Here is a 25529-nt window from a genome sequence, read left to right as displayed (position 1 = left end):
GCAGTAATGAATGACGTTCAGCACAACAACGCTTTAGCGTTCTCTGCCCGTGTACTGGGTGCTTTGTTCTATTTCGCGCCGAACAGCACGCTTGCCGAACCGCTGGTAACAGCCTTTACCGACGGTGAGTGGGTGACACAGTGGCCGTACGAAGTTCCGCACGCCAATACCCTCTCCGCTGGATTTGCTTCTCACGCGGAAGAATCTCTGGCAGAGGCCTGGCAGCGCCTGTTTATCGGCCCGGATGCGCTACCGTCTCCGCCGTGGGGTTCCGTTTGGTTAGACCGCGAAAGCGTTCTGTTTGGCGACTCCACGCTGGCACTGCGCCAATGGATGCGTGAAAACCAGATTGCGTTCGATGTGCAGCAAAACGAACCAGAAGATCACTTTGGGACCTTGCTCATGCTCGCCGCCTGGCTTGTTGAAAATGGCCGCGAAGAGGCCTGCAATCAGCTGCTGGCATGGCATCTGCTGCCATGGGCTGCTCGATTCCTCGCCGAATTTATTGAAAAAGCGAACCATCCATTCTTCATCGCACTGGGACAGCTTGCGCAGCAGACGCTGGCACAATGGCAAAGCACGCTGCTGATCCCCGTCGCTGACAAAAAACTTTATCGCTAAGCCCTCAGCTCACGATGCAGCGTCTTCACCATTACCCCGATATTAAGGCGATGTTCCGTCGCCTGCTTATTGCCACCGTGATTGGCGTCCTCGCGTCGCTGGCGGTGGCGCTATTTCGTCACGCCATGTATCTGGGGGAGTGGCTGTTTCTCAGTAATGACAGCGGCAGTCTGGTCAACGCCGCTGGCGGTCTCGTATGGTGGCGACGGCTTATCACCCCGGCGCTTGGCGGGCTCGCCGCCGGGACGTTATTGTGGGCCTGGCAACGTCATACGCAACAACGTCCCCATGCGCCGACGGACTATATGGAGGCGCTGGAAAGCGATGAAGGCAAGTTTGATACCAGCTCAAGCCTTATCAAATCCACCGCCTCGTTATTAGTGGTCGTCAGCGGTAGCGCTATTGGTCGCGAAGGCGCGATGATCCTCTTAGCCGCCCTTGCCGCCTCTTTCTTTGCCCAGCGTTTTACGCCAAAGGATGAATGGAAGCTCTGGATTGCCTGCGGCGCAGCTGCGGGGATGGCAAGCGCCTATCATGCCCCATTGGCAGGTAGCCTGTTTATCGCCGAAATTCTTTTTGGCACCTTAATGCTGGCCTCGCTTGGCCCGGTCGTCATCGCCGCGGTGGTCGCGCTGCTCAGCACGCAGTTGATGAACGGTGGCGCGGAGCTACTCTACACTACCGGCAATTTACCGGCTCTTAACGCGGCGCATTACGGCTTAATGCTCGCTACCGGGCTCGTCTGCGGTTTAGGCGGGCCGCTGCTTATCTGGCTGATGGACATGAGCCATCGTGTTTTCCTTAAGCTCAAACTTTCGCCCCCCTGGCAGCTTGCGCTGGGGGGATTGGTCGTTGGTTTGCTTTCGCTATTAACGCCCGCGGTGTGGGGCAATGGCTACAGCGTGGTGCAAGGGTTTCTGTTAAGCCCGCCGAGTTTTGCCATTATTGCCGGGATTTTCCTGTGTAAGCTGCTCGCCATTCTTGCCAGCAGCGGCTCTGGCGCACCGGGCGGTGTGTTTACTCCAACGCTGTTTATTGGCCTGGCGGTCGGTATTCTGTTCGCTAATACGTGGGCGCTGGTGTTCCCTGGGAACGAGGCGATGGCGATATTGCTTGGCGTGACGGGAATGGCAACGTTACTGGCAGCGACGACGCATGCGCCAATTATGTCAACGTTGATGATTTGCGAAATGACCGGGCAGTATACGCTGCTGCCCGGTTTACTGATTGCCTGCGTGCTGGCGTCTGTACTGTCGAGAACCTTACGCCAGGATTCTATCTACCGTCAGCACGTTGCGGAGCATCGCTAGGTCGACGTACTGACTCAGCTCACGCTGTTCCGGGCGCGGCAGATACGGCAGTTCGCCAATCAGCGGTGCCGGCAGCTTTTTGCTGAGCACGTCGATAATTTCCGCATAGTGCGCCAGGCCTGGGTTGATACGATTCGCCACCCAGCCAATCAGCGGCAGGCCGTCGTTGGCGATGGCCTGAGCGGTCAGCAGCGCATGGTTAATGCAGCCTTCCTGAATGCCGACCACCATCAGCACCGGCAGCTGTTCCTGCACCACCCATTCGGAGAGCGGGCGCAGGTCATTCATCAGGCTGCGCCAGCCGCCGGTACCCTCAACCACCACGTTATCGACCTGCTGGCTCAGATTGGCCAGGCCGTCAGACAATAAGGTGTAGTTGATTGGGCAACTGTGGGCGACGCTGCTCTCTTCTTCGCTCAGCGCAATCGGGTTGATAGCATCATAAGGTAAGTCCAGCGATGAAACGGCTTGCAGAACCAGCGCATCTTTATTGCGCAGCCCTTCTGCAGTTTCCTTGCTGCCTTTGGCAACGGGTTTGTATCCTGCCACCCGTTTCCCGCTGGCGGCGAGCGCCTGCAAAAGCGCACGAGAAACCACCGTCTTGCCGACAGAAGTATCAGTTCCAGTAATAAAGAAACGATTAAGCATCACAAACTAACCCCACTGCTACGCCACGTAAATATCATGGCAATGAATAATTCAATGGAGTGAAAGTTTACGTGATGTGCGAATGGGTCAGATTGAGATAGCGCAATTTTTTGCAAAACTGCTAAAAATTGTTAACCCTGTAACAGTCTTATCAGCAATGTTCCATTATATAGGGCATCTTTTACCAGAGCCGCCCCAGCCATGGTGCCGCGGTTAGAAAACTGTGTTTGCTCTACCGCAATATGTTTGCTGTAGGCAGGCAGCGACTGCTGGCGAATACAATCGCCAATCGCCGGGAAGAGGATGTCGGCGGCCTGATTAAACGGCGAGCCAATCAAAATTTTCTGTGGATTGAAGAGGTTAACCATAATGGCGAGGATTCGCCCGACGTTGGTTCCAATGCTGCTAATGATATCCTTTGCCAGTAAATCACCCTGCATCGCGGCCTGACACAGCCACTCCACGGTGAGCGGCTTCTGGTGCAGCATTGAACTCATCGACTGCTGCATGCGGACCTGAGTCAGCTCCATCACGCTTTCCACGCTAGCGATCGTCTCAAGACACCCGTGGTTACCGCAGTAGCAACGCTTACCATATGGGTCGACCTGGGTATGGCCAATTTCCACCAGGCTGCTACTGCCCGCGTGCAGCAAACGGCCATCGGTGATAACACCTGCGCCGACGTTGTGGTCGATAACCACCTGAATGACATCGCGTGCGCCGCGCGATGCGCCAAACAGCGCCTCGGCCATGGTCCAGGCGCTGATATCATGCTGAATATACACCGGCACGCCGGTATGCGCCTCAAGAGTTCCGCCCAGCGGAACATCGGTGACATCATAAAACGGCATACGATGGATAATGCCGTTTTCGGTGTCGATAATTCCCGGTAGCGTAATGGCAATCGCGGTCAGACGTTCCAGCAGGTTCTGATGGCGAATAAAGAATTGGTCAATATGGGTCACGACGCGGTTCAGGAATGGGGACTCATCTTCCAGCGCCAGTTCAAGCTGCTCTTCCACCACCAGCTTACTGCTGAGGTCACGCAGCGCCAGATGGATAACGCCTCGGCTGATGCGCACGGACAGATAGTGCCAGGCTTCCGTTTCGACCATAAGCCCTACGGCTGGACGACCACGGCTACCCGCTTCCTGAATCTCCGTTTCCTGAACGAGGTGGGCTTCCAGCAGTTCACGAACAATTTTGGTGATACTGGCCGGAGCCAGTTGCGCAAGTCTGGAAAGGTCGATACGCGAAACCGGGCCGAGCTGATCAATAAGGCGATATACCGCCCCTGCATTGGTCTGCTTGATTTGATCGATATGCCCTGGCTGACTGTCCGCTACCACCGTAAGACTCCCTTATTTTCGCGCTTCGAAATAAACACTTTGGGCTATGGTGAAGTACTTGAACGCCCTGCGTCAAATTTTTACTTAGCCTTGTGATTTACTGCACAATTTTTCACACTTTTGGCAACGAAACGCTCACCTTGGCCGCGTTTAATAGGTGTTGTTTGAAGCGCTCTGCTGCCTGGCTAAGCTCATGGTGTTTTGACCACACCAGCCACATTTCCGAGACTGCATCCTCTTCCGCAATCGGAACCCAGCGCATTTCATAAAGCTGAACCCGCCGAAAAGACGCTGGCAAAATCGATACGCCCAAACCGGAGGCCACCAGGCCAATAATCGTCATCGCCTCCCCAACTTCCTGGGTAATCGTTGGCACCGCATCGTAACGACGCATCAGGCCAAGAATATCGTCATAAAGACCGGTACCAACGTGAGGGTCAAAAAAGACAAACGGTTCTTTGCCCAACTCCACCAGGCTGACTTCCGGCTTATCGGCAAGCGGATGGTCGCGGTGGATCATCGCCAGCAGCGGTTCACGCAGGATCACCTGCCAGTCGAGGGTGTCGGGCAGCAACGTGTTGCGCATCAGCCCTAACTCAAGTGCCCCTTCGGTAAGCGGTGAGATCTGCTCGCGGGTGTTGGTTTCCCGCGTCTGGATGTGAACGTCCGGGTAACGCTGACGAAAGGTGGAGAGTGTGTCTGAGACCGCTTTAATAAACGGTGCAGAGGAAGTGAAGCCAATATGCAACTCACCGGTTTCGCCGTTATGCAGGCGGTTGGCCCGCGCGGCGGCTTCACTGACCTGTAACAGAATCTGCCGACTATCGGCGAGAAACTGTCGCCCCGCCTCCGTCAGGCTAACGCTGCGGTTGGTACGGGCAAACAGTCGTGCGCCCACCTGCTGCTCAAGGATTTGAATTTGTTGACTTAATGGCGGCTGGGAAATATTAAGCCGCGCCGCCGCGCGCCCGAAATGCAACTCTTCGGCAACGGCAACAAAATAGCGTAAATGGCGCAGTTCAATATTCATATTTTAAAGATATCAATTGAGATTATTAATATATTAGACAGAATATTTACATTTTCCTACTCTAATTATGTGACCTGAGTCGATATTACCCATTGTTTTACGCAAGGATTTCCCGTGAGCCGCACAACCACCGCAGACGATACGCCTGCCATCGATGTCCGCGTTGATACCCCACTTCAAACAAACACCTTTATTCGCCGAGGAACTCCACCGTTTATTCGCGTAACGTTGGCGCTTTTCTCCGCGGGACTGGCAACCTTCGCTCTGCTGTACTGCGTACAGCCCATTCTGCCGGTGCTGTCGCACGAGTTCGGGATTTCCCCAGCAGGCAGCAGTATTTCGCTTTCTATTTCAACGGCAATGCTAGCCATTGGTCTACTGTTTACTGGCCCGCTGTCCGATGCCATTGGGCGTAAAAAAGTGATGGTGACGGCGCTGCTGCTCGCATCCTGCTGCTCTCTGCTCTCGACGATGATGACCAGTTGGCACGGCATTTTGGTTATGCGCGCGCTGATAGGCCTGTCGCTTAGCGGCGTGGCGGCGGTTGGCATGACCTATCTCAGCGAAGAAATTCATCCGAGCTTTGTGGCGTTTTCAATGGGGCTGTACATCAGCGGGAACTCAATAGGCGGGATGAGCGGACGTCTGTTGACCGGGGTATTTACCGACTTCTTTGGCTGGCGCGTCGCCCTGGCGGTCATTAGCGCCTTTGCGCTGGCCTCAGCCATTATGTTCTGGCGCATTTTGCCGGAATCTCGCCACTTCCGTCCGAGCTCATTAAAACCGAAAACGCTGCTGATAAACCTGCATCTGCACTGGCGCGACCGTGGTCTGCCGCTGCTGTTTGTCGAGGGTTTTCTGCTGATGGGCGCGTTCGTCACTCTCTTTAACTACATCGGCTATCGACTGATGCTGTCACCGTGGTCGCTCAACCAGGCGGTGGTGGGTTTGCTCTCGGTCGCCTATTTGACCGGCACCTGGAGTTCACCAAAAGCGGGAATGATGACCACGCGCTACGGTCGCGGCCCGGTGATGATCTTCTTTACCGGGGTGATGCTGGTCGGCCTGCTGCTGACGCTATTTTCCCCGCTGTGGGTGATTTTCCCCGGCATGTTGCTCTTCTCCGCCGGATTCTTTGCCGCCCACTCGGTTGCCAGCAGTTGGATTGGCCCGCGCGCGCGCCGCGCCAGAGGACAGGCATCTTCACTGTATCTGTTCAGTTACTATCTCGGTTCTAGTATCGCCGGTACGCTCGGCGGCGTGTTCTGGCACAAGTACGGCTGGAACGGGGTTGGCGGGTTTATCGCACTGCTGTTGGTTTGCGCGCTGCTGGTTGGCGTCACTCTGCATAAACGCCTGCATTAACATAAAGCATCACATAGCCCGGATGAGACAACGCCGACTCCGGGAAATCCCCGGCGGCGCTCCTCTTATACGGCCTACGATACTGATAACTAATACTTATACTATTGACATAAAATGCGTTGCCATCTCGCCATACTAGCTGGCAATTCCTATAATACCCTCACTTTTGTCTTACCAATGTAGCGCTATGACGACCCGTGCCAGCAATACCCAACTCAACCTACGTATTATCTCAATAGTTGTCTTCACCTGTATTTGCTACCTTTCCATTGGCTTACCGCTCGCAGTATTGCCGGGCTTTATTCACTACGATCTCGGCTACAGTACGCTGGTTGCGGGGGCGGTCATCAGCCTGCAGTATATTTCTACCCTACTTAGTCGGCCGCACGCCGGGCGCTACACCGATATCTGGGGGCCCAAAAAGGTCGTCAGTCTGGGGATCATCTGTTGCCTGATGAGCGGTTTGTTTACCCTTGGCGCGGCAGCAGCGCATGCCAGCCCGATACTGGCGGTGGCGCTACTGCTGGTTGGGCGCATCTTCCTCGGCGTGGGCGAGAGCTTCACCTCCACGGGCTCTACGCTGTGGGGGATTAAAACCGTCGGCGCGATTCACACCTCACGGGTTATCTCGTGGAACGGCGTTGCTACCTATGTGGCGATGGCGGCAGGCGCGCCGTTAGGGGTTGTGCTAAACGGCTGGTTCGGTATTAGTGGTTTTGCGGCGCTGATTGTGATTATTGCGGTCATTGGCCTGCTGTTTGCTCGCACCCGCGCCGACGTCAGCGTCAGCGCCGGTGTCAGAGCGCCCTTCCACGTGGTGGCGCGCAAGATCTGGCCATACGGTCTGGGCCTGGGGCTGGGGACGGTCGGTTTTGGGGTGATAGCGACCTTCATCACCCTCTACTTCTCCTCCCACGGCTGGGCGGGCGCGGCGTTCACGCTGTCCCTATTTAGCATCGGTTTTATCTGTATTCGCCTGGTACTGGGCAATACTATCACCCGCTTTGGCGGGATCCGCGTCTCGCTTATCTGTTATGTGGTCGAATGTCTGGGGCTGCTGATTATCTGGTTTGCCCCAAATGCGTGGGTTGCGGGCGTTGGCGCGTTTCTGACCGGGTCGGGCTTCTCTCTTGTCTTCCCAGCGCTGGGTGTTGAGGCGGTAAAACAGGTGGAAGAACAGAACCAGGGCACCGCGCTGGGTACTTATTCAGCCTTTCTGGATCTGGCGCTGGGCCTTACCGGGCCCATTGCGGGCTGGATTGCTGGCTACCAGGGCTTAGGCAGCATCTATTTGATTGCCGCCATTGTCGTCGCCTGGGCCTTTGTCCTTATCCTGCGTGTGTACCTTTCTCAGCGCGCAAAACAGACTACCTGTACTGGCTAACGCCTTGAGGGGCGGTCAAAATCCGCCCCGTTACGGATGTACAACAAATCTCGTACATTACGTTACAAGCCGATACCAATCACTCACGGAAAGACAGCTCGCTCATCGATATAGTTATTTCAACGGCCCCGCAGTGGGGTTGAATGAAAAAACCAATTCGAGGGTATCAGAATGAAAAAAGTATTAGCTCTGGTTGTTGCCGCTGCTATGGGTCTGTCTTCCGCTGCTTTTGCTGCTGACGCAACTGCAACTCCGGCTCCGGCTGCATCTGCAACCGCTACTCATGCGGCTCCAGCGAAAGCCACTCACCACAAAAAACACAAGAAAGAAGCTGCTAAACCAGCTGCAGAGCAGAAAGCTCAGGCCGCTAAGAAACACAAAAAAGCCGCTGCTAAACCAGCTGTAGAACAGAAAGCTCAGGCTGCTAAAAAGCACCACAAAGCAGCAACCAAACCAGCTGCAGCTCAGAAAGCTCAGGCTGCTAAAAAACACAAAAAAGCCGCTGCTAAACCAGCTGTAGCGCAGAAAGCTCAGGCTGCTAAAAAGCACCACAAAAAAGCTAAACACACTGCTGCTAAACCAGCCGCTCAGCCAGCTGCATAATCATTCTTGATAACGTATCCGCGTAGCAATACGCCGATACAGGTGGCGCCGGGAGACTTGCAGCAATGCTAAATCCTGGTGGCCACCTGAGTTAATCAACTACCGTATCGGCGCTTACTTAGCGCCGATTTTTTCCCTGGAGAGCAATCATGTTGCGGCGCTATCGTTTCGAGCTCATCCTGGCATTACTTATCGTCTGCGCACTGATCGCAACCCAGTTTTTCTTTTACTGAGCGTAGTTCGCTGATTTTACTCCCACTTTTTGCTTCTCCCGTCTATAGTAGTCTCATTGGGTTTATTTTTTATAATCATAATTGCCCCATCAGAGAGTGATATGCGTACAGCCTTTGTGTGTTGTTTACTGGGAACGTTATCCGTCCTACCCTTAATTTCTCACGCTGATGACGATGATATTGGCATCAGTGCTAAAGATATTAAAACGCTGTTCTTCGGTCATGACGATCGTACCCTGGTCACCCATCCTGCTCAGGCACCGTGGGACGCCATTGGCCAGCTGGAAACCGCTAGCGGCAATCTGTGTACCGCGACGTTAATTTCTCCTCACCTGGCGCTCACCGCCGGGCACTGCCTGCTTGAACCACCGCGCGGCAAGTTGGACAAAGCCGTGGCGCTGCGTTTTGTGTCGCAGAAAGGCACCTGGCGCTACGAGATTCACGATATTGAAGGTCGCGTTGACCCCTCTTTAGGAAAACGTCTCAAGGCGGATGGCGACGGCTGGATTGTTCCGGCTTCCGCGGCGCCGTGGGATTTTGGCATTATTGTGCTGCGTAACCCGCCTTCAGGCATCACGCCGCTACCGGTATTCGCCGGGAATAAAGATGATCTCACCGCCGCACTGAAAGCGACGGGGCGTAAAGTGACGCAGTCAGGTTATCCGCTCGACCATCTGGATTCGCTGTACAGCCATGAAGATTGTACGGTCACGGGGTGGGCACAAACCTCGGTACTTTCCCATCAGTGCGACACGCTGCCGGGCGATAGCGGTTCCCCGTTGCTGTTGAAAACGGACGCCGGTTGGCAGGTTATTGCCGTGCAAAGCTCTGCTCCGGCGGCAAAAGATCGCCAGCGTGCCGATAACCGCGCCATCTCGGTGACCGGTTTTCGCGATAAGCTTGAGGCGTTAGCTGCCGGAAACTAACTCAGACGCTGCTGGTGACGCAACGCCAGCAGCGATGAGAGCGGCATCGGCTCACTGAAGTAGAATCCCTGAAGCTGGTCGCAGCCGGCAAGCCGTAGCAGTTTCATCTGTTTTTCGGTCTCCACGCCTTCCGCAATCACCGTCATCCCCAACGCGCTGGCAATTCGGATAGTTCCTCCCACCAGCGCCGCCGCCTGATCGTCATCACCCACCAGCCCCGCCAAAGATTTGTCGATTTTAATCGTGTCGAAGTTAAAACGTCGCAGGTAGCCAATACTGGAATACCCCGTGCCAAAGTCATCCAGTGCCACGGCGGTACCCAATGCTTTGAGCGCGGAAATCGCCGCCCTTGCCCGCTCGGGTTTTTCCAGAACATAGGTTTCCGTCACCTCAAGCTGTAGTCGCGACGGTGGGAAACCGGACGATTTCAGTACGCTGGATACTTTGTTCTCAAACTCCGGGTCGCGGAACTGTGCGGGGGAAATATTCACCGACAGTTTTAAATCATTATGATTCAACAAGTCACGGCAGGCGCGCGCCAGTACAAACTGGCCAAGGGAATAGATAAGCCCGCTGGTTTCCGCAATCGCAATAAAGGCATCGGGCATCAGTTCGCCCTTTGGCCGTCGCGGCCAGCGTACCAGCGCTTCTACCCCTACCATCGCCTGCGAGCGGGCACAGACAATAGGCTGATACCAGACTTCGAATTCATCGTGCTCGAGCCCATGGCGAATATCGTTCTCCAGAGAAAGCTGGTATTCGCGGGCGCTGCTGAGCTCCGCGTCATAATGCGTGATCCGCCCTTTCCCGGTTATTTTGGAGTGATACATGGCAATATCGGCCTGGCGGAACAGCTCGGAACTGGTTTTATCCTGTAACGTACCGCTAGCAATCCCCAGGCTGGCGCTGATATGCAGCGTTCGTTCGCCGATACGAATTGGCGTGCTGAGATAATCCAGCACGCTGCCAGCAAACGCCGAAGCGCTGGCTTCAGAGTGCGCACCGCCCACTGTCATGGCAAATTCGTCGCCGCCCATACGCGCCAGCATGCCGCCATGAGGGACGAGCGTTTGTAGCATATCGGCAATGCGTATAATTAAAATATCACCGATATCATGGCCATAGATGTCATTAACATCTTTAAAACCATCAAGATCGATAAAGACCACCGTCTTGATATCCCGGTCTCCCCGGCGACTAATATGCTCAAGCTGCTCAATTAGCGCCCGGCGGTTTGGCAAATGGCTCAGCCAATCGGTCAACGCGATTTCACGCGCCTGCCGCTCGCCGCGGGCTAGCTTCCACAATCCCAGGCTGCTCACCAGGATAAATAGCAGGATAAGCCCCGACGCCAGCAGGACAATTTTTCGAATCTCCGGCGAGGCCGCCTGCGCCGCCTCAACGCCGGGCTGCCTTAGCTGCCAGTTAAGCCAGCCAACCACTTCACCGCTGGAGGTGCGCAGCGGTATGTTGTACCTGTTTTGTGGCGAAGTAGTGAGCGTCAGGTTCTCAATCTGGAAGGTGTTGCCAAGGGTATTTAACAGCGCCGGGTTGACGTGCCGGGTGATGACCAGATAACGACGGGTGGCATCGTATACATTCAGGCGACCTACCATTGGGCGGATCAGGCCAATGCCAATAAAGGCAACGCCTTCACGTGTATGGGTTATTCCGGCAACGTTATTTTTTCCTCGCAGCAAGGCGTCCTGATTCTGCTCGATCAGCGCCTTTAAACCACTGCCAAAAAACGAGAGATCGCGCTCGCTGAACGGCGAGCTACGAAACGATCCCCACAAGACGCGATAGTTCTCGTCCAGCACAAAGGTACCGTCATAAAGATTGTTAATTTTGAAGCCAGCGCCCCAGGTGTTGTAAAGCCAGGTGGTGTCGAGCCTGGGCGCATACACTTCACGGACGGCATCATCCCAGATGGCGTTATCAATCACTAATGAGAGCACGCGGTTAATAGACGTTTGGATCGCGCCATCGACGGATAGCGCCGAGCGACGGGCATCAATATCGTTGGTTTTGCTGGTGATCAGGCTTTGCGAGAGGTATAGAAGCGAAATAATAGAAAAAATCAGGCCGATGCCTGCAAAAAAGATAATCACAAAAAGCGTTCTGGCTGTGGCTATATTACGCCAGCGTGACGGATCGAACATGGTTGCCCCTCGCATCAAATACGCTAACCCTTTGTTACAAGCGTAATACAGACGAAGGATTTCGCTGCCCGATTTCTCAGGCAGCGATCACATCAGGCGAGCTTAATGATAACCATACCCACCAACAGTAAAGCTAAACCAACCCAGCCTTTTTTATTCAGCCGTTGGCCGAAGAGGATCCACCCCGCCGCCAGCGTCGCGGCCACACCGAATCCGCCCCAGATGGCGTAGGCAACGGAGAGATCAATTCCCTTCACCGCCTGCGACAGCGCGCTGAACGCAGCCAGTACGGCGACAAGGGAAAGGATGCCGTATCCTTTGCGGCGGAAGCCGTCAGAAAACTTGAGGAAAATATTAGCGACAATTTCCAGAACAATGGAGCCTGCCAGCCATACGCCGTGAATCATTTCAAACTTATGCATGATTCACCTCTTTATTCAAAGACTTGTTTACCGCGGTGGCTTTACGCGTACCGGACTTAATCAGTACGATACCGGCAATCAACGTTGCCAGACCCGCCGCTTTCATCACCGTCAGGCTCTCGTCAAACAGCATTACGCTGAACAGGGTAATCAATACAATGCCGATGCCTTCCCACAGCGCATAGGCAACACCCAGTGCGATTTTTTTAACCGCAAACGAAAGAAAAATATATGACAAGGCGATCATCACAAGCATCAAAATAAAGCCAGTGTTTCCGTCAGATACGCTCGCCCATTTCATAGAAAGCGTACCAGTAATTTCAGCAACAATGGCCAAGGCTAATAAAATCCAGTAAAACATAGTCCTTCTCCTGCATGAGAATATAATCCGTGCAGCTCGCGGCAAGGCGCAAACTGAAATAAAATGATTAAAATTTAGCTCAAACGAAGAAGGGTACTAAAGCGCGTTGCGCCAGTGCTGCTCACCATAGAAGGCAGAATAGGAAGGAAAAACAGAAGGTTTGGTAAGGCTGAACGTCCTGAACATATTGTCCATAAAATTACAATTATCCGCGGTATTGCTTCTCATCATTGCGGATTAAAATTGTCCTCAGTAGTTAAACACAGTTAATATCTAACACAAACATCTAAATATTTCAAAATGTTTGCAAATCTTTACTGATGTTATTTGATATAAATGCATTTATTATCAGTAGATTCGCAACTATCATATTCTGCATAGATATTCGCAGGAGTTAGCTCAACATGTCCAGGCCGATCATCACGCTTAATGGATTAAAGATAGTCATCATGCTGGGCATGCTGGTCATCATTCTCACCGGTATTCGCTTTGCCGCCGATATCATCGTCCCGTTCGTCCTGGCGCTGTTTATCGCCGTGATACTCAACCCTCTGGTTCAACTGATGGTGCGCTGGCGAGTACCGCGGGTATTGGGCATTTCGCTGTTGATTGGGGTGATTATTCTTGCCGCCGTTCTGCTGCTTGCCACGCTTGGTACATCGCTCAATGAGCTCACGCGCACGTTGCCACAGTATCGTTCCTCACTGGCGGTGCCTATTTATAATCTCGAGCCGTGGTTTCAGCGTTTTGGTATCAGCGTCAGCCCGGACGAACTGATTAAATACATTGACCCCAATGCCGCCATGACGCTGGTTTCTCGTTTTCTGAGCCAGCTTTCGAACGCCATGTCCTCTATCTTTTTACTGCTGCTAACGGTGGTGTTTATGCTGCTGGAAGTCCCGCAGTTGCCTGCCAAACTACAGCAAATCATGGCAAAGCCTACTGAAGGCATGGCGGCGATTCAGCGCGCGCTGGATAGCGTCTCGCATTATCTGGTGCTGAAAACGGCCATCAGCGTAGTGACGGGGCTTGTCGTATGGGGAATGCTGGAACTACTGGGGGTACGCTTTGCCTTTATCTGGGGGCTGCTGGCCTTTGCGCTCAACTACATTCCGAACATTGGTTCGGTGCTGGCGGCCATTCCCCCTATCCTTCAGGTACTGGTGTTCACCGGCTTTTACGACGCGCTTGTCGTCCTTGCGGGGTATCTGGTCATTAACCTTGTGTTTGGCAACATTCTTGAACCCCGCATCATGGGGCGCGGCCTGGGTCTATCGACATTAGTGGTCTTTTTATCGTTGATCTTCTGGGGCTGGCTGCTTGGTCCGGTTGGCATGCTGCTCTCCGTCCCGCTGACCATTATCGTTAAAATTGCCCTTGAGCAGACCGAAGGCGGGAAAAGCATTGCCATCCTGCTGAGTGATTTAAGCAAATAACCGTCAGAACAGCGACAGCATCAGCGCAACGGGGAAACTAAACGGCCACGTTGCGCCAATCAGCACGGTGGCAATCAGGCGGATTGACGTTGTCTCACGGGTCAGAAACCAGGTAATACCGGCACAGATAAGCGCCATAACGGCGTAAAAGATGAGCATATGCTGATATAGCGTCACCAATTGAATCCTTGTCATTGATCGTTAAAGCGGCGCAATATGCTACGTTTTTTGACGTACATCAAGTTTTTCGCCACTTATCGCTGAAATGTTTTTTGATCCTGGAATTCGGCTCCAGCCGAATTGACTGCTAAAAAGAGAAAACCCAGCACTACATTACGCCGCGCTGGGTTTTAATTCTGTGACACACCGTCCGGTTAGCGTTTTGGCACGCTGGCAGCAAAGATGCTGTCTGCCGTCGGGTCACTAACGTAGTGGTTGGGATCGTATTGCGGAATGACGTTCACCTTTTCCATATCCCAGGACTGCGCAATGCAGGCCGCACTGACTCGGTTTTGTCCTTCACAGGTCGCAACACGACTAACCGAATAATAAGTCCCAATCCCCATCACCGCAGCAATCACTACAGCGCTACAAACGATACTTTTCTTCATCTTTCTGACTATACCTGGTTCTACAACGGCGCGGATCCTCGCACGTTGCATTGGGTATGTCAAAACCAGGGAGGAGTATGGGCAAGCGTCACGCCTACCGACAAGGGAGTAAATCGTCATCAAGCTCACCGATAAACGCCCCTGTAGACCGCACCGTGTTTAGATAAACACTGAATAAGAAAAAGGCCGCCTTAGCGACCCTCTGGTTTCAACCGATTAAAAGCTTCCAGCCAATCATACCGGGTTTGGGTACCGACCTCTTTTTCTCCCTCTTCAAGTTTGATGATTAACCTTCTTTTATTGATGCTTTCCTGGTTAAAGAAAAAAGGAGCCAACCTTGTTGCCAGTGCCTCATACATCCGCTGCGCGACACTTTCACCCGCCTCGGGCCCCCATTTATCAAACTCATTTTTGATATCCTGGAAATCCTGATTCACACATCCTCCTAAGCCAAACCGATGACAGGTTATAAGGGATGCAACACCATAACGCGGTATGACATCCCTTGACCACTCACTCAGTGCTTTATCATCACATGGCGAACCACGGTGTAATCCTCAAGGCCATAAATGGACATATCCTTGCCGTAACCTGAGAGTTTCTGCCCGCCGTGCGGCATTTCACTGACCAACATAAAGTGGGTGTTAACCCAGGTGCAGCCATACTGTAACCGTGCGCTCAGGCGATGCGCCCGCCCAACATCTTGCGTCCAGACGGATGAAGCCAACCCATATTGGGAGTCATTAGCCCAACCAAGCACCTGCTCTTCGTTGTCGAACATGGTCACGCTGACAACAGGGCCGAAAACCTCGCGCTGCACGATATCGTCTTCCTGTTTTGCCCCCGCAAGCAGTGTCGGCTGGAAGTAATATCCTGCACGGGCGGCTTTTTCTCCCCCGGTGACGACTTTGATATGCGGCTGCGCTTTGGCTCGGGCAACTGCCTCGCTTACTCGGGTAAGATGCGCCTGGGAGCTCAATGGCCCCAGTTCGGTCGACTCATCTTCCGGGTTGCCTGATTTCAGACTCGCGATGGCAGCCCCTAATTTTTCCACCAGCCGTTCATAGATGCCCTTCTGCGCATAGATCCGGCACGCTGCGGTACAGTCCTGCCCGGCATTGTAGAAACCAAAGGTTCTGACCCCTTCTACCACGGCGTCAATATCGGCATCGTCAAAAACGATCACCGGCGCCTTACCGCCAAGCTCCATATGCGTGCGTTTAATCGATGGCGCAGTATGGGCAATAATATGTTCCCCGGTAGCAATCGAGCCGGTTAGCGACACCATACGAACTTTGGCATGACCCGTCAGCGGGTCACCAACCGTTTTCCCTCGGCCGAACAGCACGTTCAGCACTCCCGCAGGGAAGATATCTTTCGCCAATTCAGCCAGGGTTAAGGCGGTAAGCGGGGTAATTTCTGAGGGCTTAATCACCACGCAGTTCCCTGCGGCAAGCGCAGGAGCCAGCTTCCAGGCCGCCATCATGAGCGGATAGTTCCAGGGCGCAATTGACGCGACCACGCCCACCGGATCGCGGCGAATCATCGATGTATGGCCTTCAAGATATTCACCCGCCGCCAACCCGTTCAGACAGCGGGCGGCCCCCGCGAAGAAGCGGAACACGTCCACCACCGCCGGGATTTCATCATTCGTGACGCAGTGCAGCGGCTTACCGCAGTTGAGCGATTCCAGCCGGGCAAAGGTAGCGGCGTGTTCTTCAATAACATCGGCTAGCTTGAGCAAGCATTCCGCACGGTGCTTTGGCGTGGTTTGCCCCCACTGCACAAACGCCCGGTCGGCGGCCGTCACGGCGGCGTCAACCTGTGCGGCGGACGCTTCCGCGATGTTCAGCAGGATCTCACCCGTCGCAGGGTTATAGACCGGCTGGGACTCCCCTTCACCTGCGACCAGTTCACCATTAATCAGTAACTTATGTTGCATAGTATGATCCTGTTTTATTTAAATGTCGTACCACCGCTAGCGGCAGAGTCGTCTTCGCGAGTCAGCCACCACGCCCCTAAAATCGGTATCATCGTTAACAGCATGACCATCAGTGCCACCACGTTAGTCACCGGCACGTCTCGAGGACGCCCCAGTTGGTTAAGCAACCACAGCGGCAGCGTTCGCTCGTGTCCGGCGGTGAAGGTGGTGACGATAATTTCATCAAACGACAGCGCGAACGCCAGCATACCGCCAGCCAGCAGCGCCGAGCCTAAATTCGGCAGCACCACGTGACGGAAGGTTTGCCACCCGTCGGCCCCTAAATCCATAGACGCTTCCACAAGGCTCCACGAAGTACGGCGAAAACGGGCAATGACGTTGTTAAACACCACCACTACGCAGAACGTTGCATGACCGATAACAATGGTCAGCAAACCCGGCTCAAGATTAACGGCCTTAAACGCCGTCAACAGCGCCAGCCCGGTCACAATGCCCGGTAGCGCGATGGGCAACAGCAGTAGCAGTGACACGGCGCTTTTGCCAAAGAAATCACGTCGCCATAGCGCTGCTGCAGCAAGCGTGCCAAGTACCAGTGCGATAGCCGTCGACAGCGACGCAATTTTAAGTGACAGTGTCACGGCATCAAAAATATCGCCACGAGAAGCCGCCTCGCTGAACCAGTGCAGCGTCAGGCCTTTCGGCGGAAAGCTGAACGCAGCGTCTTCGGTGTTAAACGCGTAAATGGCGATAATCGCCAGCGGGAAATGCAGGAAGATAACGCCGCCCCAGGCGGCAATTTTAAGGAACAGCGGTGCCCTTTCAGAGTGCATCGAACGCTCCCAGACGCTTCACGAACGCCAGATAGAGGGCAATAAGAACAATAGGGACCAGCGTAAAGGCGGCAGCCATCGGCATATTGCCAATAGCCCCCTGCTGGGAATAGACCATGTTGCCAATAAAATACCCCGGTGGCCCCACCAGCTGCGGCACGATAAAATCGCCAAGGGTCAGCGAGAAGGTGAAAATTGAACCTGCGGCAATGCCGGGAATGGCCATCGGCAGCACCACGTGACGGAAGGTCTGGCGCGGACGCGCGCCGAGGTCAGCGGAGGCCTGAAGCAAGGAACCAGGTATCCGCTCCAGCGCCGCCTGCACCGGCAAAATCATAAACGGCAGCCAGATATAGACGAACACCAGGAAGCGGCCCAATCCGGAAGTCGAGAGCGTATTACCGCCCACGCCCGGTATTGTCAGCACCGCCGCCAGCAGCGCCTCCAGCCCCAGATGGTTAAGAAACCACTGTGCCACCCCATCCTTCGCCAGCAACAGCGTCCAGGCGTAGGCTTTGACGATATAGCTCGCCCACATCGGCAACATCACCGCCACGTAGAAAAAAGCTTTTTTCTTCCCGTGGGTGTAACGGGCCATGTACCACGCCATCGGAAAGGCAAGCAATGCGCTGGCGACGGTGACCGAAAGCGCCATCACCAGCGTACGCACGATGATGTCGTAGTTGGCCGGGTTAAACAGCGCATAGAGGTTTGCCAGCGTCAGCGTTGGCGTGACGGACATGGTGAAATCGTCGAAGGTGTAGAACCCCTGCCAGAGCAGAGTCAACAACGAACCGAAGTAGACTATCCCAAACCACATCAGCGGGCCGAGCAGCAGCAGAAACAGCCCGAGCGTCGGCCTGCGCCAGAACAGGCTCGATAAACGCCCCTGGCGGTGAACGGGAGGAACCGGCGTCATGCTCATCTCCATCTACCTCCCTCCATCCAGCGCCACCATCGCATCCCGCGCCCATGAAGCCTGCACCTGGTGCCCCACGGTAGGGCCATCGGCATTGAGTCCTGCAGAGAAATTGGCCTGGCTGACCAGTAGCTTCTCGCCGCTTTCCAGCAGCAGTTCATAGCGCGTTGCCGCACCTTGATACTGCACGGCCTGCACGCGTCCCTGCACCTGCACTTCTCCGCTTTCGTTCAGACGAATATGTTCAGGCCGCAGCGCCCAGCTTCCCGCAATCCCGCAGAGCTTCTCCGCCACGGCAGGGGCGAAAACGTTAGAGGTCCCGACAAAGCTCGCTACAAACGGCGTTCGCGGTCGCAGGTACAGTGCGCGCGGCGTATCTACCTGTTCAATTTGACCGTTATTGAACACCGCCACCCGGTCAGACATCGACAGCGCCTCGCCCTGGTCGTGGGTGACGAAGATAAACGTGATGCCGAGATCCTGCTGGAGCTTTTTCAGCTCAAACTGCATCTGCTCGCGAAGCTTGAGATCCAGCGCGCCCAGCGGTTCATCAAGCAGCAGCACGCGCGGCTCGTTCACCAACGCTCGGGCAATCGCCACGCGCTGACGCTGACCGCCGGAAAGCTGCGACGGCTTGCGTCCTGCCACAAAGCCCAACGCGACCTTTTCCAGCGCCTGCACCGCTTTTGCCTGACGTTCTTTTTTTCCGACGCCCTTCACCATCAGACCATAGGCGACGTTATCCAGCACCGACATGTGCGGAAACAGCGCGTAGTCCTGGAAAACGGTGTTGACATCCCGCTCCCAGGGCGGCAGTTCGCTGGCGTGCTTGCCAAAAATAGAGATAGCGCCACCAGAGAGCTGCTCAAACCCGGCAATCAGCCGCAGACAGGTGGTTTTGCCGGAGCCGGATGGCCCCAGCATAGAAAAGAACTCCCCATCATGGATGGCGATGCTGACACCATCCACCGCGCGCACGTCACCATAAAGCCGCGAGACGTCATGAAATTCTACTGCATACGTCATGTGGGACTCCTGGATGATTAGCGGCCGCCCATAATGGCGATATAGTCCTGCGTCCAGCGGCTATAAGGCACGTATTTGCCGCCCTCAGCGATCGGCGTTTTCCAGAAGGCAATTTTGTCGAAGAAGCTGTAGCCGTTGGTTTCACAGCCTTTATCGCCCAGTAAGGTACTGGCCTTACAGCCTTCAGCAACCACCGGCAGCGAGCCAAACCAGGCCGCGACGTCGCCCTGCACTTTTGGCGTTAACGACCAGTTCATCCACTTGTAGGCGCAGACCGGATGTTTTGCTTCAGCGTGCAGCATGGTGGTATCCGCCCAACCGGTCACCCCTTCTTTCGGGAACACGGTAGCAATCGGCTGACCTTCGCCTTTAAGGCCGTTAGCCTGATACGGCCAGGCGCTGGAGGCCACCACGCCTTCGTTTTTAAAGTCGCTCATCTGCACGGTGGTATCGTGCCAGTAGCGGTGAATCAACTCATGCTGGTCACGCAGCACCTTCAATACCGCCTGATATTGTGCTTCGGTAAGCTGATATGGGTCGCTGATACCCAGTTGCGGCTGCGTAGCTTTGACAAACAGCGCAGCATCGGCAATGTAGATAGGGCCATCGTAGGCCTGCACGCGCCCCTGATTAGTTTTACCGTCCGGCAGATTTTGTTTAACGAAGACGACGTTCCAGGAGTCTGGTGGCGTCGGGAAGGTTTTGGTGTTGTACATCAGCAGGTTTGGCCCCCACTGATAGGGCGTGCCATAGACTTTACCGTCAACGTTAAACCAGGCACCTTTTTCCAGGCGCGGGTCGAGGGATTTCCAGTTTTCAATCAGCGCCGTGTTAATCGGCTGCACGCGTTTACCCATGATCAAACGCAGCGAGGCATCGCCGGAGGCCGTCACCAGGTCATAACCTCCTTTCGCCATCAGACTGACCATTTCGTCAGAGGTTGCCGCCGTTTTAACGTTAACCTGACAGCCGGTCTCTTTTTCAAACTGGGTCACCCAATCATATTGTTTATCGGTTTGACCCCGCTCGATATACCCCGGCCAGGCGATAATATCCAGGCGCCCTTCTGCTTTTCCAAGCGACGTTGGGGGTTCGGCGGCATTCGCGGTAGCGACGGTCATCACCAGCGCGCACAGGCTGCTGCGGGCAAATTTCTTGCTCATAAAGTTTTTACTCCTGTCACAATGAATTTGAGCGGCAGCCGTGCCGTTAAAAATATCTCCCTTAATAAAAATAGACATCACAATGCAGCACACCTGTGCAGCCGATATAAATTTGCACAGGTTGTGACCAAGGACGCATTCCGCAAAAATGGCAAAAGGACATTGATAATCTGGATTATAGACAAGGAGTTACCGGCCAGGAGATCTATGCGTATTTCCTATGGCCGGTCTTTATCAGGGCGAGAATGTCGTCCTGGAAGAGAATATGACGAGATTAATTCAACATTTCACGAATAAGCTGACCCAGCGTTTCTACCGCACGCTCTTCTCTTTCTCCCCACCCCCAGGCGGTATTAAAACGGAAGAATGACGCCCAGTTATCGGTCGTCGAGAACATTTTGCCTGGCGCGATGCTGATATCGTGCTCTAGCGCTTTTGCACTGAGCGCCCCGGCATCCAGCCCGGCGGGAAGTTCCAGCCACAGAAAATAGCCGCTGTCGTTATGATGAATATGCACTTCCGGCGGCAGCGCGCGCATCAGGGCCTGCCAAGCCTGCTGTTTACGCTCGGCAAGCTGGCGACGCAGACGCCGCAGGTGCGCGTCGTATCTCTTGGTTGCCAGATAATCCACCAGCGCCAGCTGCATAGGCGAACTGGTCGACAGTGTGCTCATAAGCTGTAAGTGCTGGATGCGCCGCGCGTGTTTGCCCGCCGCCACCCAGCCAATGCGAAACCCAGGCACCAGGCATTTTGAGAAAGAGCTACAGTGCAGCGTCATATCGCTTTTATCCCACGCTTTGGCGGGAAGCGGTTTGTCGCGGCCAAAATAGAGTTCGCTGTACACATCATCTTCAATCAGCGTGACGTTATGTTCACTCAGGATCTCAATCAGACGCGCCTTTTTCTCCGGCGTTAAGGTGAAACCCAGCGGATTCTGGCTATTGGTCATCAGCCAGCAGGCCTTTACAGGATAGGTTTGCAGCGCCTGCACCAGCGCATCCAGATCGATACCCTCTTTCACATCGGTGGCCACCGATAAGGCTTTAAGCCGCAGTCGTTCCAGCGCCTGAAGTGCGCCGTAAAAACAAGGGTTCTCGACGATAACCCAATCACCGGGTTCGGTGACGGCTTGCAGACTCAGATTGAGCGCCTCCAGTGCACCGGCGGTGATGACAATCTCATCGGGCGAAATGGTCATGCCCTGTAGGGCATAGCGCCGCGCAATCGCGTGACGCAGCTCATCGTTACCCGGCGGCAGGTTTTCAATCACGCTCATCGCCGTCGCGGTTTTGCTGACCTGCGCTAACGAACGGTTTAGCTGAGGCAGTGGAAACAGTTTCGGGTCCGGAAATGCCGACGCGAACGGTAGCACTGAGGCATTACGACTGGCCTGCAACACTTCAAAGATATAGGTATTGATGTCGACGACGTTATCCGGCATCACCTGCGCCGGTGGCGCTGCCGCGCGCGGTGCAGCAGCACGCGGCGCGACATAGTAGCCAGATTGCGGGCGCGCAACGATACGGCCCTGGCTTTCCAGTAGCTGATACGCGTGGCTGACGGTCATAAAACTCATACCGCTGTTAACCACCTGTTCACGGAGCGACGGCAGTTTGTCGCCAGGAAGCCATACCCCAAGAGCTATCTGCTCCGTCATCTGCTCGGCGAGGCGCTGGTACTTTTTCATGGAGGTTCCCGGTGAATCTGACATTGCAACCATTTTATATCAGCGTTAATAAATATGCATTTTTTTGTAACTGATATGGGTTGATAGCGATTCGTCCGCGACTTCATATTTTGTGAATACGCACTACTCACCATTAATTTTTACGTATTACCTTACAGAAACCGAAGTTACCGCTAGATTATGCTGATAATGCGGGGTCTGCACCTGGTGAAGGTGCCGATAATTCATGGGTTAGCCACGACACGAATCAGGTTGAAGATTTAATTGCCAAACCAGAAACCGAGAGTTGATGCTCTCATTTAACGCGCCCCCAGTGGGCGCGTTGAACCGTTCACCTGCGCTAAAAGGCGAAAAATATCAAATATTAAGCGAGCCTGCTTACCGTTTAAGCAAATCCTGTAAAAATGGGCACTTATTGACGTGAAAAAAAATATAAACACGGCATGATGTGCGCCTTGCGAAATAGAGCTCGGTTATTTCATCACGCCAGGCCAATCCCTATTTATCAATATCGCAAACCTTCATTTTGCAACACGGTAGTCATGATTCTCATCATGCAGGCGGATCTCTTTTTACATGAAAATGACAAGTATTGAGCTATTGGGTTATTCGGCGGCGCTGTGCTTTTCCTCCGTCGTCGCTTCCGGGGAATTACACTCTGAAGCGCTGGATTTGATAAACCCATTGCTGTTTATCGTGGCACTGGGCAGCGGGATGGTGTGCCTTTACCCGAAAACCAAAAAACTCGCCTCCCGGTTTACCCGGGGTTAACGCATAAGCAGAAGCGGCGATAACAGCCGCTAAAAAGTGAATGAAAAGTTAGAACTGTTATCATTTAATACCCACGGACTGTCTCTGCCCCCCTGCGCCAACACGCCCTAAAATCACGCCGAGTCTTCTTCTCCACGGAGTTTGCATGTTCGGTCTTGATGCGTTTCACCTCGCGCGAATTCAGTTTGCCTTTACCGTTTCATTTCACATTATTTTCCCTGCCATCACCATCGGCCTCGCCAGTTATCTGGCTGTGCTTGAAGGACTATGGCTGAAAACCCGTAACCCGGTCTGGCGTTCGCTGTACCAGTTCTGGTCTAAGATCTTCGCCGTCAATTTCGGTATGGGGGTCGTATCCGGGCTAGTGATGGCCTATCAGTTCGGGACTAACTGGAGTGGTTTTTCCCAGTTCGCGGGGAGCATAACCGGCCCGCTGCTGACCTATGAAGTGTTAACCGCATTTTTCCTTGAAGCCGGTTTTCTTGGCGTCATGCTTTTCGGCTGGAACCGCGTCGGGCCGGGGCTGCACTTCTTCGCCACCTGCATGGTGGCGCTGGGCACGATTATCTCCACCTTCTGGATCCTCGCCTCCAACAGCTGGATGCAGACGCCACAAGGCTATGAAATCGTTAATGGTCAGGTCGTGCCCGTAGACTGGTTTGCCGTGGTGTTTAATCCCTCTTTCCCTTACCGGCTCCTGCATATGTCCATTGCCGCATTTCTGAGCAGCGCGCTGTTTGTCGGGGCATCAGCGGCCTGGCACCTGCTGCGCGGCAACCAGACGCCTGCGGTGCGCACGATGTTTTCCATGGCGCTGTGGATGACTTTGATTGTTGCCCCTATTCAGGCAATGGTGGGCGACATGCACGGGCTCAACACCTTAAAGCATCAGCCGGCCAAAATTGCCGCTATTGAAGGCCACTGGGAAAACCCGCCGGGCGAGCCAACTCCGCTATTGCTGTTTGGCTGGCCGGATATGGAACAGGAACGCACACGCTACGGGCTGGAAATTCCACTGCTGGGGAGCCTGATCCTCACGCATAGCCTGGATAAGCAGGTGCCAGCGCTGAAGGAGTTCGCGAAGGAAGATCGCCCGAACTCAACCATTGTCTTTTGGTCGTTCCGTATTATGGCGGGGCTCGGAATGCTGATGCTGTTGCTTGGCGTGGCGGCGCTGTGGTTACGCAAACGACAGACACTGTACACCTCACGCCCGTTCCTGTGGTTTGCGCTGCTGATGGGCCCTTCCGGCCTGATTGCCATCCTCGCCGGTTGGGTCACCACCGAAGTAGGACGTCAGCCATGGGTGGTCTACGGCCTGCAACGCACGGCAGATGCCGTATCGGCACACGGCAACCTGCATATGAGTATCAGCCTGTTAACCTTCTTTGTGGTGTACAGCTCGGTCTTTGGCGTGGGCTACAGCTATATGGTACGCCTTATCCGCAAAGGCCCGCAGCCGTTTGACCATCCCCCTCAAGGAACGGCTGCGCGCCCGCTTTCCGCCGCCATAGATCCCCACTCATCCCAGGAGGAACAAGCATGAGCATCGACCTGTCCATTATCTGGTTCGTGATTATTGTTTTTGCCACCCTGATGTACATCGTTATGGACGGCTTTGATTTGGGTATCGGAATCCTCTTTCCCTTTACCCACAATGCGCAGGAGCGCGACGTGATGGTTAACAGCGTGGCTCCGGTCTGGGACGGCAACGAAACCTGGCTGGTGCTCGGCGGCGCGGGGCTGTTCGGCGCGTTTCCGCTGGCCTATGCCGTCATTATTGACGCATTGACCATCCCACTTTCGCTGATGCTGGTTGGCTTGATTTTCCGTGGCGTTGCCTTTGAGTTTCGCTTCAATGCTACGCCGTCACACCGTCCGTTCTGGGATAACGCCTTTATGGGCGGCTCAATTCTGGCGACGTTCTGCCAGGGCGTTGTCGTCGGCGCCGTGATAAACGGTTTTGAGGTAACGGGGCGCGCTTATAGCGGCGGTGCTTTCGATTGGCTGACGCCGTTTACGCTCTTCTGCGGCGTGGGGCTTACCATCGCATATGCGCTACTTGGCGCGACATGGCTTGTGATGAAGAGCGAAGCAACGTTGCAGCGCAGCATGAAGCGGAATGCTCGCGGTCTGCTGCTGGCATTGCTGGCCGTCATTGCCATCATCAGCCTTTGGACCCCACTTCAGCATACCGCTATCGCCCAACGCTGGTTCAGCCTGCCGAACCTCTACTATTTGCTGCCGGTACCGGCGCTGGTTCTTATGGCCAGCGCGCTGCTATGGTGGCATCTGGCGCGAACAGAGAGCCATGCTCAGCCTTTTATTCTGACGCTGATCCTGGTTTTCCTCGGTTTTAGCGGGCTTGGCATCAGCATCTGGCCGGCTATCATTCCGCCGTCCATAACCCTGTGGCAGGCCGCCGCACCGGCACAAAGCCAGGAATTTATGCTGATTGGCGCCCTCTTTATCATCCCGATCATTCTGGTATACACCTTCTGGAGCTACTACGTGTTTCGCGGAAAGGTCCCGCAAAACGAGGGCTATCATTGATGAAAAGTCGCTGGGCTTCACGCATTTTCTGGCTGGTGGCGCTGTGGGGTGGCAGCGTTCTGACGCTGGCAGTGGTAGGCAGTCTATTTCGTGTACTGATGACGGCTGCCGGTTTTAAGTCTTGATATAACAATGAAATGGCAGTATCAGCTTTAAATCCCCGGACTATTCTTAATT

The 25529-nt window shown here is 54.4% G+C and carries 28 protein-coding genes; 12 read left to right on the top strand and 16 right to left on the bottom strand.

The window, feature by feature from the left end; genetic code table 11:
* The first annotated feature begins 6 nt into the window (after positions 1 to 6).
* A complete protein-coding gene (gene dmsD, locus MY052_RS11195; RefSeq protein ID WP_248538817.1) occupies positions 7 to 621 on the top strand; it encodes a Tat proofreading chaperone DmsD in 615 nt (204 codons plus the stop codon).
* A gap of 14 nt (positions 622 to 635) precedes the next feature.
* Positions 636 to 1931, top strand: coding sequence for a voltage-gated ClC-type chloride channel ClcB (gene clcB / locus MY052_RS11190; protein ID WP_035894524.1), 1296 nt, complete (start codon positions 636 to 638; stop codon positions 1929 to 1931).
* Here the strand turns inward: clcB and bioD are convergent.
* The 3 genes from bioD to MY052_RS11175 all read right to left on the bottom strand — a co-directional run bounded on the left by bioD (position 1884) and on the right by MY052_RS11175 (position 4958).
* Entirely contained in the window at positions 1884 to 2579 is a 696-nt protein-coding gene (gene bioD, locus MY052_RS11185; protein ID WP_035894523.1) for a dethiobiotin synthase, read from the bottom strand. The genes clcB and bioD overlap by 48 nt on opposite strands.
* 131 nt (positions 2580 to 2710) lie before the next feature.
* Positions 2711 to 3928 (bottom strand): sugar metabolism global transcriptional regulator Mlc, encoded by a 1218-nt coding sequence (mlc, locus tag MY052_RS11180; protein ID WP_035894522.1) that lies wholly within the window; start codon positions 3926 to 3928, stop codon positions 2711 to 2713.
* A 112-nt stretch (positions 3929 to 4040) separates the two neighbouring features.
* Positions 4041 to 4958, bottom strand: a complete 918-nt coding sequence (locus MY052_RS11175) for a LysR family transcriptional regulator (RefSeq protein WP_248538816.1) — start codon at positions 4956 to 4958, stop codon at positions 4041 to 4043.
* Positions 4959 to 5072: 114 nt separating this feature from the next.
* Between MY052_RS11175 and MY052_RS11170 the strand changes: the two genes are divergently transcribed.
* The 5 genes from MY052_RS11170 (at position 5073) to MY052_RS11155 (ending at position 9469) form a co-directional block, all read left to right on the top strand.
* Positions 5073 to 6323 carry an MFS transporter gene (locus tag MY052_RS11170; RefSeq protein ID WP_248538815.1) on the top strand — a complete coding sequence of 417 codons (1251 nt, stop codon included), beginning with the start codon at positions 5073 to 5075 and terminating at the stop codon, positions 6321 to 6323.
* Positions 6324 to 6510: 187 nt separating this feature from the next.
* On the top strand, positions 6511 to 7707 hold the full coding sequence (locus MY052_RS11165; RefSeq protein ID WP_123651938.1) for an MFS transporter: 1197 nt from the start codon (positions 6511 to 6513) through the stop codon (positions 7705 to 7707).
* Between the two features lie 171 nt (positions 7708 to 7878).
* Positions 7879 to 8310, top strand: coding sequence for an acid resistance repetitive basic protein Asr (gene asr / locus MY052_RS11160; protein ID WP_123651937.1), 432 nt, complete (start codon positions 7879 to 7881; stop codon positions 8308 to 8310).
* Positions 8311 to 8459: 149 nt separating this feature from the next.
* A complete protein-coding gene (gene ydgU / locus MY052_RS24375) occupies positions 8460 to 8543 on the top strand; it encodes a small membrane protein YdgU (RefSeq protein WP_455648420.1) in 84 nt (27 codons plus the stop codon).
* A 101-nt stretch (positions 8544 to 8644) separates the two neighbouring features.
* The gene (locus tag MY052_RS11155; RefSeq protein ID WP_035894516.1) at positions 8645 to 9469 is read left to right on the top strand and encodes a trypsin-like serine peptidase; all 825 of its coding nucleotides are present in this window, start codon (positions 8645 to 8647) and stop codon (positions 9467 to 9469) included.
* Here MY052_RS11155 and MY052_RS11150 read toward each other — a convergent pair.
* The 4 genes from MY052_RS11150 to MY052_RS24370 all read right to left on the bottom strand — a co-directional run bounded on the left by MY052_RS11150 (position 9466) and on the right by MY052_RS24370 (position 12645).
* Positions 9466 to 11631, bottom strand: a complete 2166-nt coding sequence (locus MY052_RS11150; protein ID WP_248538814.1) for a putative bifunctional diguanylate cyclase/phosphodiesterase — start codon at positions 11629 to 11631, stop codon at positions 9466 to 9468. The two genes, MY052_RS11155 and MY052_RS11150, sit on opposite strands and share 4 nt — an antisense overlap.
* Before the next feature lie 92 nt (positions 11632 to 11723).
* Entirely contained in the window at positions 11724 to 12053 is a 330-nt protein-coding gene (gene mdtI, locus MY052_RS11145) for a multidrug/spermidine efflux SMR transporter subunit MdtI (RefSeq protein WP_035894513.1), read from the bottom strand.
* Positions 12046 to 12414 carry a multidrug/spermidine efflux SMR transporter subunit MdtJ gene (mdtJ, locus tag MY052_RS11140; RefSeq protein WP_035894512.1) on the bottom strand — a complete coding sequence of 123 codons (369 nt, stop codon included), beginning with the start codon at positions 12412 to 12414 and terminating at the stop codon, positions 12046 to 12048. Before mdtJ ends, mdtI begins: the two co-directional genes overlap by 8 nt.
* 96 nt (positions 12415 to 12510) lie before the next feature.
* Entirely contained in the window at positions 12511 to 12645 is a 135-nt protein-coding gene (locus MY052_RS24370; protein ID WP_462476127.1) for a protein YdgV, read from the bottom strand.
* 173 nt (positions 12646 to 12818) lie between these two features.
* Between MY052_RS24370 and MY052_RS11135 the strand changes: the two genes are divergently transcribed.
* Positions 12819 to 13850: an AI-2E family transporter gene (locus MY052_RS11135; RefSeq protein ID WP_035896632.1), complete on the top strand. Its 1032-nt coding sequence runs from the start codon at positions 12819 to 12821 to the stop codon at positions 13848 to 13850.
* 3 nt (positions 13851 to 13853) lie between these two features.
* Here MY052_RS11135 and MY052_RS11130 read toward each other — a convergent pair whose 3' ends face one another.
* From MY052_RS11130 to MY052_RS11090, 9 genes are all read right to left on the bottom strand, one after another.
* Positions 13854 to 14027 carry a GhoT/OrtT family toxin gene (locus tag MY052_RS11130; protein WP_072011442.1) on the bottom strand — a complete coding sequence of 58 codons (174 nt, stop codon included), beginning with the start codon at positions 14025 to 14027 and terminating at the stop codon, positions 13854 to 13856.
* 197 nt (positions 14028 to 14224) lie between these two features.
* Positions 14225 to 14461 carry a hypothetical protein gene (locus tag MY052_RS11125; protein ID WP_248538813.1) on the bottom strand — a complete coding sequence of 79 codons (237 nt, stop codon included), beginning with the start codon at positions 14459 to 14461 and terminating at the stop codon, positions 14225 to 14227.
* 191 nt (positions 14462 to 14652) lie between these two features.
* A complete protein-coding gene (locus MY052_RS11120; protein WP_051910813.1) occupies positions 14653 to 14898 on the bottom strand; it encodes a hypothetical protein in 246 nt (81 codons plus the stop codon).
* A gap of 80 nt (positions 14899 to 14978) precedes the next feature.
* Positions 14979 to 16403: an aminobutyraldehyde dehydrogenase gene (patD, locus tag MY052_RS11115; protein WP_202217934.1), complete on the bottom strand. Its 1425-nt coding sequence runs from the start codon at positions 16401 to 16403 to the stop codon at positions 14979 to 14981.
* 14 nt (positions 16404 to 16417) lie between these two features.
* Positions 16418 to 17233 carry an ABC transporter permease gene (locus MY052_RS11110; RefSeq protein ID WP_035896627.1) on the bottom strand — a complete coding sequence of 272 codons (816 nt, stop codon included), beginning with the start codon at positions 17231 to 17233 and terminating at the stop codon, positions 16418 to 16420.
* The gene (locus tag MY052_RS11105; protein ID WP_369708434.1) at positions 17223 to 18152 is read right to left on the bottom strand and encodes an ABC transporter permease; all 930 of its coding nucleotides are present in this window, start codon (positions 18150 to 18152) and stop codon (positions 17223 to 17225) included. The genes MY052_RS11110 and MY052_RS11105 overlap by 11 nt, the downstream gene beginning before the upstream one ends.
* 12 nt (positions 18153 to 18164) lie before the next feature.
* The gene (locus tag MY052_RS11100; RefSeq protein ID WP_248538812.1) at positions 18165 to 19178 is read right to left on the bottom strand and encodes an ABC transporter ATP-binding protein; all 1014 of its coding nucleotides are present in this window, start codon (positions 19176 to 19178) and stop codon (positions 18165 to 18167) included.
* Positions 19179 to 19195: 17 nt separating this feature from the next.
* Positions 19196 to 20341, bottom strand: coding sequence for a putative ABC transporter substrate-binding protein YdcS (ydcS, locus tag MY052_RS11095; protein WP_035896624.1), 1146 nt, complete (start codon positions 20339 to 20341; stop codon positions 19196 to 19198).
* 274 nt (positions 20342 to 20615) lie between these two features.
* Positions 20616 to 22028, bottom strand: a complete 1413-nt coding sequence (locus MY052_RS11090) for an aminotransferase-like domain-containing protein (RefSeq protein ID WP_248538811.1) — start codon at positions 22026 to 22028, stop codon at positions 20616 to 20618.
* A gap of 576 nt (positions 22029 to 22604) precedes the next feature.
* Here MY052_RS11090 and MY052_RS11085 point away from each other — a divergent pair.
* From MY052_RS11085 to MY052_RS11070, 4 genes are all read left to right on the top strand, one after another.
* Positions 22605 to 22799: a hypothetical protein gene (locus tag MY052_RS11085; RefSeq protein ID WP_035896622.1), complete on the top strand. Its 195-nt coding sequence runs from the start codon at positions 22605 to 22607 to the stop codon at positions 22797 to 22799.
* A gap of 145 nt (positions 22800 to 22944) precedes the next feature.
* Positions 22945 to 24345 (top strand): cytochrome ubiquinol oxidase subunit I, encoded by a 1401-nt coding sequence (locus MY052_RS11080; protein WP_035896620.1) that lies wholly within the window; start codon positions 22945 to 22947, stop codon positions 24343 to 24345.
* On the top strand, positions 24342 to 25352 hold the full coding sequence (gene cydB, locus MY052_RS11075) for a cytochrome d ubiquinol oxidase subunit II (protein WP_248538810.1): 1011 nt from the start codon (positions 24342 to 24344) through the stop codon (positions 25350 to 25352). Before MY052_RS11080 ends, cydB begins: the two co-directional genes overlap by 4 nt.
* A complete protein-coding gene (locus MY052_RS11070; protein WP_181814566.1) occupies positions 25352 to 25477 on the top strand; it encodes a DUF2474 domain-containing protein in 126 nt (41 codons plus the stop codon). The genes cydB and MY052_RS11070 overlap by 1 nt, the downstream gene beginning before the upstream one ends.
* Positions 25478 to 25529: the final 52 nt, after the last annotated feature.

This window comes from Kluyvera ascorbata (genome assembly GCF_023195735.1).
Taxonomy (GTDB): Bacteria; Pseudomonadota; Gammaproteobacteria; order Enterobacterales; family Enterobacteriaceae; genus Kluyvera; species Kluyvera ascorbata.
Note: the sequence above shows the minus strand (reverse complement) of the source record. Positions and strands in the feature narration are given on the sequence as shown.